Raw genomic sequence first — 12,189 nt, 5'->3', positions numbered from 1 at the left:
GTCACCGGACCACCGCCGGTGACCAGGCATCATGCACCAGCACCTGCGGTGCGCCCGAACCGTCCGCCGAGACCTGCCATACGTCACTGGTCGCCGCGCCGCCGTCCGCGTCGCGGGGCAGCCCGTAGATGACGTTCCCGTCGTCGAGCCACTCGACCTGGTCGTCGACGCTGCGGGTCTCGGCCAGCATGGTCTCGGCGCCGGTGGCCAGGTCGTATACGGCCAACCGCCACTGGCCGGGCGGCAGGTCGCCGCGCTTTTTGAACACCACCCGGGTCCGGTCCGGGGACAACGACGGGCACTCGGCGTCCTCCCGCAGCGCGTCCACCCGGCGCTCGCCGATGCTTCCCTCGACCAGCCAGGTCCGGCCGCCCGACGCGGCGGTGGCGTAGAACCGGTCGTCGTCGGCGAAGGTGACCCCCCACAGGTTCTTGTCGGCCGCGGTGACCGGCTCGCCGTCGACGTACAGCGGGAACTGTTCGATGTCGCCGACCACCCCGCCGTCGGTGCGGCTGATCACCGTACGGGTGGAGAACTCGCCCGGGTTGGCGTAGGAGTCGCCGGCCACAAAGGATGTGGTCGCGGCCAGCGTCCCGTCGCGGGACAGCCGTGCCCGGGACGGGATCCCGGTCAACGGCAGGTCCAGCCTCGGTTCGAACCCCGCGTCCAGCAGCCGCGCCCGGTACACGGTGAGCAGCCCACGCTCGGCGGACAGGCAGAGAGTCTGTGAGTCGGTGGCGTACACCCGCTCGCAGCTCGCCCCGGTCAGCGCCCGCGGCCCGTCCGGATCGGACAGTGGCGTCATCGCGACCTCGCCGTAGCCGGTGCCGAGTGCGGTGGAGCGGAACACCAGATGTGCCTCGGCGCGTACCGCCGCCAGGTCGGCCCGCACCGGCACCGGGCTGGCATCGGCCTGCACCCGGGCCTGCGACTGCCGGACCTGCCACACGTACCCGCCGGCGCCGAACGTCACCAGCAGCACGATCGCGACGAGGACCGCCAGCCGGACCCGCAGCCCCATCAGGACCCCTCACCCGCCGGTACGACGGCGTCGCCGGCCGCCGGAGCCCGGTCCACGCCACGCAGCAGCCACCAGGCCACCGGGATGCCGCCGGCCAGGACCGCCGCGAAGATCAGCACCGCACCGGCCGGACCGGTCACCGACCACAGCAGACCGAATGCGATCGACGAGACGAACCGGGTCAGCACCACCACCGTCTGCGCGGCGGCGATCCCACTGCCCCGGGCCGGGGCCGGCACCAACCGGGCGACCAGCGCCGGCAGCACCCCGTCGGTGGCGGCGTAGAAGACGCCGAGCAGCAGCAGCACCGCGACGGTCAACCCGACGCCGCCGGCCGGCGCGGCGGCCAGCAGGTAGCAGACGAGCAGCGCGCCGTGCCCGGCGACCATCACCTTCGCCCGGCCGACCCGGTCAGCCAGCCGGCCCATCGGCACCGCCAACAGCAGGTACGCCACGTTGGTGCCGACGAACAGCAGCGGGAAGTACAACGCGGCGAAGTCGTCGCGGTCCTGCAACGTCAGGTAGAGGAACCCGTCGCCGACGGTCGACAGACCGAGCAGACCGGCGGCGAGCAGCGGCCGGCGCAGCCGGGCTCCGGTCACCTCGGCCACCATCCGCCTTACGCCGAACCGCACCGCGCCCACCGTGGTCGACAGGTTCGGCACGAACAGCACCAGCACCGCCACGCCGACCACCGCGAACGCGAACGACACCAGGAACACCGAGTCGTAGCTGCCCGGGACCGCGGCGAGCAGAGCGAACGCCACCAGCGGCCCGAGCGCGGCGCCGAAGGTGTCCAACGCCCGGTGCACGCCGAACGCCCGCCCCAGCAGCGCCGGATCCGACGAGGCGGCGATCAGCGCGTCCCGGGGCGCGGTGCGCAGCCCCTTGCCGAGCCGGTCCGTGGTGATCACCGCGGTGATCGCGGCGAACCCCTGGGCCGGCACCATGGCGATCCGGCTCAACGCCGACGCGCCGTAGCCGACCACCGCCACCCACTTCGGGTGCCCGCCACGGTCCCCGGCGTACCCGCCGGCGATCCGGACCAGCGCGCTGACCCCCTGGTAGACGCCGTCGAGGAAGCCGTACGCCACCGGGCTGAGCCCCACCACGGCGGTCAGGTACAGCGGCAGGACCGAGGCGACCATCTCCGAGGAGACGTCGGTGAGCAGGCTGACCGTGCCGAGTAGCAGCACGGTGCCGGACACCCGCCGGCCGACGGCCCGGCCAGGGCTGCCCGAGTCCGCGCCGGGCCGGTCGCGCAGGGTGACGTACACGGTGGACTGTCCGGTCAGCCCGCCAGCGCGGCGGCCAGTACCTCGACGACCCGGTCCTGCTGCCCGGCGGTCAGCTGCGGATAGATCGGCAGGGACAGCAGCTCCGGCGCGGTCGACTCGGCGTGCGGGAACGACCCGGCCGGGTAGCCGAGGTCGGCGAAGGCCGGCGTCAGGTGCACCGGCACCGGGTAGTGGATGCCGGCGCCGATCCCGGCGGCGTTCAGCGCGGCCAGCACAGCGTCGCGGCGCTCGGCCCCACCGGGCACCCGGACGCAGTAGATGTGCCAGACGTGCACGTTGCCGTCCAGCGTCACCGGCCGGACCACGTCCAGCCCGGCCAGCAGCTCGTGGTAGCGGGCCGCGATGGCGCGGCGCCGGTCGTTCCAGCCGGCCAGCCGGGCCAGCTTGGCCCGCAGCACCACCGCCTGCAGCCCGTCGAGGCGGCTGTTGAAGCCGACCACCTCGTGCACGTACTTGCGGACGCTGCCGTGCGCCGACATCCGCCGGACGTCGGCGGCGAGCCGGGCGTCGGCGCTGACCACCGCGCCGGCGTCGCCGTACGCGCCGAGGTTCTTGCCCGGGTAGAAGCTGGTGGCGGCGATCCCGTCGGCGCCGGCACCCCGGCCGTGCCGGGTGGCCCCCTGGCACTGCGCGGCGTCCTCGACGATCGCGATCTCCTGCCCGGTGGCGGACAAGCTGGCGAGCCCGGCGCGCAGCCGGTCCACCTCGGCGAGCTGGCCGTACAGATGCACCGGGGCGATGGCCCGGGTGGCCGGAGTGACCGCGGCCAGTGCCGCGTCCACGTCGATCAGGTACGTCGCCGGGTCGCAGTCGACCAGCACCACCCGGGCACCGGCCCGGGCGACCGCCTCGGCGGTGGCGATGAACGTGTTGGCCGGCAGGATCACCTCGCTGCCCGGGCCGACCCCGACCGCCCGCAGGGCCAGCTCCAGCGCGTCGGTGCCGTTGGCCACCCCGACGCAGTGCGGCACGCCGCTGAACGCGGCGTACTCGGCCTCGAAGGCGGCCACCTCGGCGCCGCCGATGAACGCGGTGCCGGCGAGGACCCGCTTGAAGCCGGCGTCGACCTCCTCGGCCACCTCGGTGTGGGCGGCGGCCAGGTCGACGAGGGGGATGCTGCTCACGCGTGACTCCTCAACTGCGACTCGTTCGTTCGATCGGCGGGGTGGTGGTCGCCCGAGGCGTCGGTGGGGTGGTCGCCCGGGGCGTCAACCGGCGCGTTGGCGCGGCGCAGGAAGCGGGCCGGCGCGCCGACCCACACCTCGCCGACGGGTACGTCGCGTAGCACCACCGAGCCCATGCCCAGCTGCGACCAGGCACCGACGGTGATCCCGTCGCGCAGCAGCGCGCCGGCACCGACGTAGACGCCGTCGCCGAGCCGCACCCCGCCGCCGAGGCGCGCCCCGGAGGCGATCGTGGCGTACGGCCCGATCACGTTGTCGTGGGTCAGCACCACCTGCGGCATCACCGCGACGTGCGCACCGACGGATACCTCAGCGGTCAGGTCCACGCCGGCCAGCAGCACGCTGCCCGGCCCGACGGTGCAGCCGGCACCGATCCGGGCGGCCGGGTGCACGATGGTGGCGTACCGCTGCGGCGGCAGACCGAACCGCTCGACCAGCCGCCGCCGCGACCGGTAGTTGCGCGGGTTGCCGACACAGACCAGCACGGCCGCGTCGGACAGCTCGGCGACCAGGTCGGTGCCGCCGATCACCGGTACGCCGACCCGCCGGGTGCCGTGCAGCGCCGGGTCGTCGTCGAGGTACCCGAGCAGCCGCCAGGTCGGCGCCGCCGCGTTGACCGCCGCGACGGCGGCGGCGGTCTCCCGGGCGAAACCGCCCGCCCCGACGATCAGCAGATCCCTCATCGGCCGGCCAGTTTGCGCAGCACCGCGACGATGTGGTCCTGGTCGGCCTCGGTGAGCGCGTGGTGCAGCGGCAGGATCAGCGAGTCGCGGGTCAGCCGCTCGGTCACCGGCAGCGGGGCCGGGGTGACATCGGCGTACGCCGGCTCCAGATGGGCGGCCATGATGCCGCGCCGGGCCGACACCCCGGCGTCGGACAGCCCGGTGAGCACGTCGTCGCGGCCGACGCCGAACTCCGGGTCGATCCGCACCCAGAACGACTGGAAGTTGGTCTCGCCGTACACCGGGTCGACCACCGGCACCAGGCCGTCGATGCCGGCGAGCAGCTGGTGGTAGCGGGCGGCGAGCGCCCGCCGGCCGGCGACCAGGCCGGCGAGCCGGCCCACCTGGACCAGCCCGACCGCGGCCTGGATGTCAGTCATCCGGTAGTTGAACGCCGGTTCCAGGTAGGCCTCCAGCACCGGCTGGGTGCTGGTGTGCCGGTCGGCGGCGGAGACGTTCATGCCGTGCTCGCGCAGCCGGCGCAGCCGGGCCGCGCCGTCGGCGTCGGCCAGGGTCAGCATGCCGCCCTCACCGGTGGTGATCACCTTGCGCGGGTGGAACGACCAGGCCGAGATCGTTGCCCCGGCACCCACCGGCTGCCCGTACGCGCGGGAACCGGCCGCGCAGGCACCGTCCTCGATCAGCGGTACGCCCCAACCGGCGGCCGCCGCACGCAGGGCGGCCGTGTCGAACGGCACCCCGCCCTGGTGGACCGCGATCACCGCCCGGGTACGCGGGGTGCGTACCGCCTCGATCGTCTCGACGGTCAGATTGCCGGTGGCCAGGTCGACGTCGGCGAAGACCGGCTCGGCACCGGCGTGCCGGACCGCGTTCGCGGTGGCGATGAAGGACAGCGACGGCACGACGACCTCGTCGCCGGGGCCGACGCCGTGCAGCACCAGCGCCAGGTGCAGCGCGGTGGTGCAGGAGCTGACCGCCACCCCGTGGTCGGCGCCGACGACGGCGGCGAACTCGCGTTCGAACTGCGCCACCCGGGGGCCCTGGGCCACCCAGCCGGAGCGGATCGCCGCGGCGGCGGCCTGCTCCTCCTCCTCACCGAGCATCGGCAGCATCACCTGGATGCGGCGCGGACTGGTTTCGCTCATGCCGGCTGGCTCCAGTTTCTGGTCTGCATCCGCTTCAGCGCACCGGGCTGCTCGCGCAGCAACCGCTGGAAGTACTCGAGGGTGTGGCCGATGCCCTCGGCCAACGACACCCGGGGGGCGAAGTCGACCGTCTTGCGCAGCTTGGAGGTGTCCACCCAGAGCCGGGGGACGTCGGCCGGGCGCGGCGGCTCGAACACCGGTTGCAGGTCGGTTCGGCCGACCGCCTCCAGCACCGTTCGGGCCAGCAGCCCGATGGTCAGCTCCTCGCCGTACCCGAGGTTGACCACCTCGCCGACCAGGTCGGTCGACTCGGCGACCCGGGCCAGCGTCTCGACGCAGTCCTTCACGTACAGGAAGTCGCGGGTGACGCTGCCGTCACCGAAGACCACCGGCGGCTGCCCGGCCAGCGCCCGCAGGATGAACCGGGGGATCACCTCGCCGGAGTCACCCTCGAAGTGCGACCGTGGCCCGTAGTTGTTGAACGGCCGGACGCAGACCACCGGCAGTCCCCAGCATTCCAGGTACGAGCGGGCGTAGTGCTCGCCGGCGAGCTTGCTGCTGCCGTACACGGTCAGCGGCCAGGGGGTGGTCTCCTCGGTGATCGGGAACTCCAGCGCCCGACCGTAGATCTCCGAGGTCGACACGTACAGCAGCCGGGACACCTGCGCGGCCCGCGCCGCCTCCAGCACATTCAGCGTGCCGAGCGCGTTGACCTGATGGTTCTCCACCGGGCTGTGCAGCGAGTGCCGTACCCCGAGGCAGGCCAGGTGGAACACCACGTCGACCCCGGCGACCGCGTCGCGACAGGTCTGCGGGTCGCAGATGTCGCCCTTGATCACCCGGACCGACTCGGCGCCGGGGAACGTCAGGTTCTCCCGGGTGCCGTTGCGGAAGTTGTCCAGCACCACGACCTGCGCGCCGAGCGAGACGAGATGTTCGGTCAGGTGTGAGCCGATGAAACCGGCGCCGCCGGTGACCAGCACGGTGGAGTTGGCCAGGTCGACCGCCGGGGCGGTGGCGGCGGAGGATTCGACGGTCATGCGGCGGGCTCCTCGTCCAGCGGGATCATCGTGCCGCCGGCGGCGAGGCTGCGGGTGGCGGCTTCCAGGATGGCCAGCACCCGCAGGCCGGAGCGGCCGTCGGTCAGCGCCGGGGTGCCGGTACGGATGGCGCGGGCGTATTCGTCGACCATGGTGCGCAGCGCCTCCCGCTCGGTCAGCGCCGGGGCGACCATGTCGCCGGAGCGGTACGACACCAGCATGTCCCGGCGGGCCTCGGTGCCGAGCTCGTCGGAGGTGGCGACGTCGACGCCCCGGTCGAACAGGGCGAGCCGCTGACCCGGGTTGAGATCGTCCCAGACCAGGGTCCGCTTCGACCCGCCGATGATCGTCGTACGAATCTTGACCGGGGAGAGCCAGTTGACGTGCACGTGGGCGATCGCGCCGCTGCTCAGCCGCAGGGTGAGGTACGCCACGCAGGCCCGGCCGGCGCCGATGCCGTCGGCGCCGTGCGCCGCGACCGACACCGGCCGTACCCCCGGCGGCAGCACGAAGTCGAGAATGGACAGGTCGTGCGGGGCGAGGTCCCAGACGACGTCGATGTCGCGCTGCACCAGGCCCAGGTTGATCCGTACGGAGTCGAGGTAGTGCAGCTCACCCAGCTCGCCGGAGTGCAGCATCTCCCGGATCCGCAGCACCGCCGGGGTGTAGCAGTAGGTGTGGTCGCACATCAGGGTCAGGCCGCGCTGCTCGGCCTCGGCGACCAGCCGCGTCCCGTCGGCGTGGTTGGCGGCGAGCGGCTTCTCGACCAGCACGTGCTTGCCGGCGCGCAGCGCGGCGAGGGCGACCTCGAGGTGGGTGCCGGCCGGCGTGGCGATCGCCACCGCACGCACCGAGTCGTCGGCGAGCACCCGGGTCAGGTCGTCGGTCGCGCCGACCGTCGAGTAGTCGCCGAGCACCGCGCGGGCCCGACCGAGATCGAGGTCACAGAGCCAGCGCAGCCGGAACGCCGGGCTGGACATGAAGTTGCGGACCAGGTTGGGGCCCCAGTAGCCGGCGCCGATGACGGCTACGCCGATGGGCTCGTCCGGCATGGCAGGCGGATGAGTCACGGATGTCCATTTCGTCGGGGGGCATGCTGACCCGGGCGGAGCCGGGCCGACCCGGGCCACCGCCGGATGGGCGCGGCCCACCGGTGGGCCCGGCGGAGAGGGTCCGTTCGGGAAGCTACCGAGCGTTGCCACGCCGACGCCAGCACTGTGACGTAAACCCGGCACAACCGCGCGGTCACGAGGTACCTTCGTCGGCCCGGGCCCACCTGTCGGCCAGTGCCGGCCCGGAGGGTCGGTTCCTTCCAGCCGGAGAGTTGGCCGCTTCGCGGCGCAGGGTCGGTTTCCCGACATCGGCGGTGCCGGCGACCCCCTACCGTGTGCGCCGCACCTCCGGCAGCTCTGACACACTGCCGGTGACCAGGGAGGATCACTGCTCATGAGTGCAACCGCAGCGCACCCGGGCACCACCGTCGCCGGCTCCGCCGACGTGGCCGACACGGCGAGCATCGGCACCGGCAGCCGCGTCTGGCACCTGGCCCAGGTCCGCGAGGACGCGTCGGTCGGCCGCAACTGCATCATCGGCCGAGGAGCGTACGTCGGTCCGGGGGTCCGCCTCGGCGACAACGTCAAACTGCAGAACTACGCCCTCGTGTACGAGCCGGCGCGGCTCGACGACGGAGTGTTCATCGGGCCGGCGGCGGTGCTGACCAACGACGAGTACCCCCGGGCGGTCACCCCGGACGGGCGGCTGAAGACCGGCGACGACTGGACCGCGGTCGGCGTCACCGTCGGCACCGGGGCGGCGATCGGTGCCCGCGCGGTCTGCGTCGCGCCCGTGCGGATCGGCCGCTGGGCGACGGTCGCCGCCGGTGCCGTGGTCACCCGGGACGTACCGGACTTCGCCCTGGTCGTCGGGGTGCCGGCGCGCCGGGTCGGCTGGGTCGGCCGGGCCGGCGTACCGCTGGTCGCCGACGGCGACGGCCGGTACGTCTGCCCCCGCACCGGGCAGCGTCACATCGAGCGCGACGGGCTGCTCACCGAGGAGTGAACCCGGCCGAGCCCCGGGCGGGTCCACCCGGAGTCAGGCGTGGGTACGGCGCTTGCGCTCGGGCGCGCCAGCGGCGACCTTCTCGGCGGTCTGATCGACCGACACCGCCTCGGTCGGGACCGCGTCGACCGGCAGGGTCTCCTCCGGGGCCTGCGCCGCCTCCTCGGGGGCCTGCGCCGTCGTCGGTGCCTGCTCAGGCTGCTGTGCGGTCGGCTCTGGTTCCTGTGCCGGCTCCTGCGCCGCCTCCTCGGGGGCCTGCGCCGCCGGCTCGGATTCCCGCATCCCGGCGAGGCGCTGCTGTTCGCTGGCCAACTCGGCCTGGACCGCACTGAGCGTACGCCGCGCCTCGTCGGACTCCTGCCGGGTGAGCACCATCTGGTGCCGCAGGTCAGCGAGGACCTGCTGCGCCTCGGCGACCTCCTGTAGCACCTCGGTGAGCTGCTGACCGGCGGAGACCACCTCACGCTGGGCGGACGCCACCTGCTGCTGGCTGCTGGCCAGCTGACGCTGGGCGATCGCCGCGTGCTCCTCGGAGAGACGCCGGACACTCGCGGCGTGCTCGTCGGCGCTGCCCCGGGTGCTCAGCGCGTACTCCTCGGCCTGCTGGCGGATGGTCACCGCCTGCTCCTCGGCCCGGGAGCGGATGTGGGTGGCGTACTCCTCGGCCTCACCGCGCTGGTTCGCGATGATCTCCTGGGTAGTGCTGCGCCACTGCTCCACCTCCTGCTCGGCGGCGGTCCGCAACTCGCCGATCTCCTGCTCCATCGTCGCGCGGCGCCGGTCGACCTCCTGCTGTACGCCGTCGCGCAGCTCGGCGACCTCCGCTTCGGCGGTACTGCGCAGCGCGGTCACCTCCTGTTCGACCTGGTCGCGGCGGGCGGTGAGCTCCTGGTCCAGCTCGGCACGGGTCTGCGCGACGAACGCGTCCGTCTCGGCGTGCGTCCGGGTCACGTACTCGGTGGCCTGCTCGACGGCCTGGGCGGCCTCCCGGCGGGCCGACTCGGCGGCGGCCTCGCCCTCGGTACGGATCCGTTCGGCGTCCTGCCGGGCGGCGGCGACCGCCGCCTCGGCGGCCTCGCGCAGATTGGTCGCCTCCTCCTGGGCGGTGGTGACCATCCGGCTGGCGTCCATCCGGGCCTGGGTGACCAGCCGTTCGGCCTCGGCCTGGGCGTCGGCCAGGGTCCGGTCGGCGGTCTCCTGGGCGGTGCTCACCGCGTTGCTGGCCTGCTCCTGGGCGGCGGTGACGGTCTCCCTGGCTTCCCGCTGCGCGGCCTTGACGGTGTCGTCGGCCTCGCGCCGCGCCGCGTGCAGCGCGTCGTCGGCCTGCTGCTGGGCGGTGGCGATGAGCTGGTCGGCCTCCTCGCGGGCGGCTACCAGCGCCGCCTCGGCCGCAGCGCGCAGGTTGTCCGACTCCTCGCGGGCGCTGGTCACGGTCGCCTCGGCCTCGGCGCGGCGGGCGGCGTTGGCGCGGTCCTCCTCGGCGCGGCGGGCGGCGAGCGCCAGCTCGAAGTCGCGCATCGCGGTGTCGGCCTGCTGCCGAGCGTCGGCGAGCACCTGCTCGGCCTCGGCGCGGCGGGCGTCGATCTCCTCGGCGGCGTTGAACCGAATCTCCTCAGCCTGGTCCTCGGCGAGCCCGAGGATCTGCTCGACCCGGGGGCCGAGGTGCCGGAACGACACCTGGTCCAAGAAGCTGGTCTCCCGCCGGGCCTCGGTCAGATCCGCCTGGAGCTGCTCGATCTGCGCGGCCAGGGTGTGCATCTGCACGTAGATCTGTTCCCGCTCCGCGCCGAGCGTGGCCAGCTCGTTCTCGGTACGGGCGATGTAGCGGTCGACCTGACGTTTGTCGTACCCCCGGAGCGCCAACTCGAAGCTGGGCCCGGACCCGGAGTCCCCGTCAAGGTTGAAGAGTTCTTCGCCTTGCGCCATGGCTCCATCCTCACACGCAACGCCCTGTTGCGGGGCGATACCCATGCTCCTGACAGGACGCGAGTCACTTCGGAGGATTTGCCAGGTGTGAACCATTCGCTCAGCGGGTATGTCGCACCACCGGCGGTGACCAGGCGCGTCGCCGCCGGGCGGCAGGCTGGCGGGACACGTACAGCAGGGACCGGGCACCGAACGCGAAGGGCCGCGCCGGTGGTCCGGCGCGGCCCTTCGGCGGTTTGGTTCAGATGGTCAGCTCGCCGACTTGGCGTTGACCGGTTCGGCGTTCTCGTCGGCCTTGGCCTTGCCGCCGTCCGCGCCGCCCTGCGGCACGCCGGGAACGATACCGGCCAGGCCGGAGAGCATCTGGCCCAGCTGCGAGGTGACCGCGTCCTTCTGCCGGTTCAGGTCCTCGACCTCGCGGCGGGCGGCCTGGGTGGTCAGCTCGGCCTCGGTCCGGGCCTCGGTGAGCAGCCGGTTGGCTTCGCTGCGCGCCTCGTTGAGCGTCTTGTCCGCCAGCGACTTCGCCTTGTCCACGGTCTCCTGGGCGGACCGCTCCGACTCGATCCGGCGTGCCTCGGCGCGCTGCTCGATCTCCTTGGCCCGGTCCTCGGCGGCCCGGGCGCGCCCCTCGGCCTCGGCGACCATCCGCTGGGTCTGTGCGACCTGGGCGGCGTGCCGCTCGGATTCCTCCCGCTCAGCCTTCTCCCGGCGTTCGGCCAGCTGCAGCTCCAGCGCCTGCAGATCCTTGTCCCGCTTGTCGCGGGCGTCGGTGAGCAGCTTGGTCGCCTCGGCCCGCTTCTCCTCGGCCTCCCGGGCAGCCTTGGCCCGCAGTTGGGTGATCTCCCGCTCTGCGGTGGCCCGCAGGGTGGCGACCTCACGCTCCACGGTCGACTTCAGCTCGGCGACCTCGTGGGCGGTGACCGCCCGCAGCTGCTTGGTCTCCCGGTCCGCGTCGGCCCGCAGCGTGTCCGCCTCGCGTCGGGCCTGCACCCGGACCTCGGCCGCCTCCCGCTCGGCTGCGGTCCGGACGCTGCCCGCCTCCCGCTCGGCCCCGGCCTTCATCGCGGCGGCCTCGGCCCGCGCCTTGTCGGTGATCTCCCGGGCCTCCAGCCGGGCTGCGGAGAGGATGCCCTCGGACTCCCGCTTCGCCTCACCGCGGTGGTCGTTGGCCTGCTCCTCGGCCAGCCGGAGAATCTGCTCCACCCGGGTCCCCAGGCCGGAGAGGGTGGGCCGGTTGTTCTCCTCGAGCTGCTTGTTGGTGTCGGTGAGCTTCTGTTCGACCGCGTTGAGCCGCTGCTCGGCCTGGCGGAGCCGGCGCTGCGCGTCGTTCATCCGCTGCTCGGCCTCAGCTCGAGCCTGCTCCGACTGGGTGAGGGCGGCTACCAGGCGCTGCAGGTGGTCATCCACCTGGTTGCGGTCGTAGCCACGAAGCACGACGGTGAAGTCGTGCGGAGCGCTGGCGTTATCGAAGAACGCAAGGGAGGACTGCTGCTGGGGCATTGAGACATAGTGGCAGACGTACCTGGGTGTTTCGCAAGAGCGAACTGCCCGTCACCACGATAGCCGACATGGTCATCTTTTCTTGGCCGACCGGCGATCGGTATACGAATTGTAGGCGTGTGCGTACGCAACGAAGTCTTTCTCATGGCGGGGTCACCGCCGTGCACCCTGTCCGGAGCCCGGTCAGGGCGACGTCTGCCCAGCTCAGTGCGGTTTCACTGGGTGGTTCCGGCCGGCCCAGGCAACGTCGGGTGGGGTCATGCCCGGCCCGCAGGCCGGGCATGAGGAACCGTTCCGCCGCCGGTGTCACGCCGGGTGGCCCGCCGCCGGACGC

The 12,189-nt window shown here is 73.2% G+C and carries 10 protein-coding genes; 1 reads left to right on the top strand and 9 read right to left on the bottom strand.

Annotated elements, in window-relative coordinates:
• Position 1: 1 nt before the first annotated feature.
• From ACFHWT_RS04440 to ACFHWT_RS04410, 7 genes are read right to left on the bottom strand one after another with little or no spacing between them, the layout of a single operon-like run.
• Positions 2-1,021, bottom strand: coding sequence for a hypothetical protein (locus ACFHWT_RS04440; RefSeq protein WP_416593289.1), 1,020 nt, complete (start codon positions 1,019-1,021; stop codon positions 2-4).
• Positions 1,021-2,298, bottom strand: a complete 1,278-nt coding sequence (locus ACFHWT_RS04435; RefSeq protein ID WP_416593288.1) for an MFS transporter — start codon at positions 2,296-2,298, stop codon at positions 1,021-1,023. The genes ACFHWT_RS04440 and ACFHWT_RS04435 overlap by 1 nt, the downstream gene beginning before the upstream one ends.
• Positions 2,299-2,312: 14 nt before the next feature.
• A complete protein-coding gene (locus ACFHWT_RS04430) occupies positions 2,313-3,443 on the bottom strand; it encodes a DegT/DnrJ/EryC1/StrS family aminotransferase (RefSeq protein WP_416593287.1) in 1,131 nt (376 codons plus the stop codon).
• Positions 3,440-4,186 (bottom strand): acetyltransferase, encoded by a 747-nt coding sequence (locus ACFHWT_RS04425; protein ID WP_416593286.1) that lies wholly within the window; start codon positions 4,184-4,186, stop codon positions 3,440-3,442. Before ACFHWT_RS04425 ends, ACFHWT_RS04430 begins: the two co-directional genes overlap by 4 nt.
• On the bottom strand, positions 4,183-5,331 hold the full coding sequence (locus ACFHWT_RS04420) for a DegT/DnrJ/EryC1/StrS family aminotransferase (protein WP_416593285.1): 1,149 nt from the start codon (positions 5,329-5,331) through the stop codon (positions 4,183-4,185). Before ACFHWT_RS04420 ends, ACFHWT_RS04425 begins: the two co-directional genes overlap by 4 nt.
• Positions 5,328-6,371: an SDR family NAD(P)-dependent oxidoreductase gene (locus ACFHWT_RS04415; protein ID WP_416593284.1), complete on the bottom strand. Its 1,044-nt coding sequence runs from the start codon at positions 6,369-6,371 to the stop codon at positions 5,328-5,330. The genes ACFHWT_RS04420 and ACFHWT_RS04415 overlap by 4 nt, the downstream gene beginning before the upstream one ends.
• Positions 6,368-7,423 (bottom strand): Gfo/Idh/MocA family protein, encoded by a 1,056-nt coding sequence (locus tag ACFHWT_RS04410; protein ID WP_416593283.1) that lies wholly within the window; start codon positions 7,421-7,423, stop codon positions 6,368-6,370. Before ACFHWT_RS04410 ends, ACFHWT_RS04415 begins: the two co-directional genes overlap by 4 nt.
• Before the next feature lie 394 nt (positions 7,424-7,817).
• Here ACFHWT_RS04410 and ACFHWT_RS04405 point away from each other — a divergent pair, with 394 nt between their 5' ends.
• The gene (locus ACFHWT_RS04405; RefSeq protein ID WP_416593282.1) at positions 7,818-8,429 is read left to right on the top strand and encodes an acyltransferase; all 612 of its coding nucleotides are present in this window, start codon (positions 7,818-7,820) and stop codon (positions 8,427-8,429) included.
• A gap of 33 nt (positions 8,430-8,462) precedes the next feature.
• Here the strand turns inward: ACFHWT_RS04405 and ACFHWT_RS04400 are convergent, their stop codons facing one another.
• Together ACFHWT_RS04400 and ACFHWT_RS04395 are read right to left on the bottom strand one after the other, a co-directional pair.
• The gene (locus tag ACFHWT_RS04400) at positions 8,463-10,355 is read right to left on the bottom strand and encodes a hypothetical protein (RefSeq protein ID WP_416593281.1); all 1,893 of its coding nucleotides are present in this window, start codon (positions 10,353-10,355) and stop codon (positions 8,463-8,465) included.
• A gap of 249 nt (positions 10,356-10,604) precedes the next feature.
• A complete protein-coding gene (locus tag ACFHWT_RS04395) occupies positions 10,605-11,855 on the bottom strand; it encodes a DivIVA domain-containing protein (protein ID WP_416593280.1) in 1,251 nt (416 codons plus the stop codon).
• Between the last annotated feature and the right edge of the window lie 334 nt (positions 11,856-12,189).

Source organism: Micromonospora sp. LOL_021 (assembly GCF_048060215.1).
Classification (GTDB): domain Bacteria; phylum Actinomycetota; class Actinomycetes; order Mycobacteriales; family Micromonosporaceae; genus Micromonospora_E.
Note: the sequence above shows the minus strand (reverse complement) of the source record. Positions and strands in the feature narration are given on the sequence as shown.

What these genes read in the sequence shown, in the direction of transcription:
- ACFHWT_RS04440 (WP_416593289.1), bottom strand. Translation starts at nt 1,021, where the DNA reads ATGGGGCTGCGGGTCCGGCTGGCGGTCCTCGTCGCGATCGTGCTGCTG.
- ACFHWT_RS04425 (WP_416593286.1), bottom strand. Translation starts at nt 4,186, where the DNA reads ATGAGGGATCTGCTGATCGTCGGGGCGGGCGGTTTCGCCCGGGAGACC.
- ACFHWT_RS04420 (WP_416593285.1), bottom strand. Translation starts at nt 5,331, where the DNA reads ATGAGCGAAACCAGTCCGCGCCGCATCCAGGTGATGCTGCCGATGCTC.
- ACFHWT_RS04415 (WP_416593284.1), bottom strand. Translation starts at nt 6,371, where the DNA reads ATGACCGTCGAATCCTCCGCCGCCACCGCCCCGGCGGTCGACCTGGCC.
- ACFHWT_RS04410 (WP_416593283.1), bottom strand. Translation starts at nt 7,423, where the DNA reads ATGCCGGACGAGCCCATCGGCGTAGCCGTCATCGGCGCCGGCTACTGG.
- ACFHWT_RS04405 (WP_416593282.1), top strand. Translation starts at nt 7,818, where the DNA reads ATGAGTGCAACCGCAGCGCACCCGGGCACCACCGTCGCCGGCTCCGCC.
- ACFHWT_RS04400 (WP_416593281.1), bottom strand. Translation starts at nt 10,355, where the DNA reads ATGGCGCAAGGCGAAGAACTCTTCAACCTTGACGGGGACTCCGGGTCC.
- ACFHWT_RS04395 (WP_416593280.1), bottom strand. Translation starts at nt 11,855, where the DNA reads ATGCCCCAGCAGCAGTCCTCCCTTGCGTTCTTCGATAACGCCAGCGCT.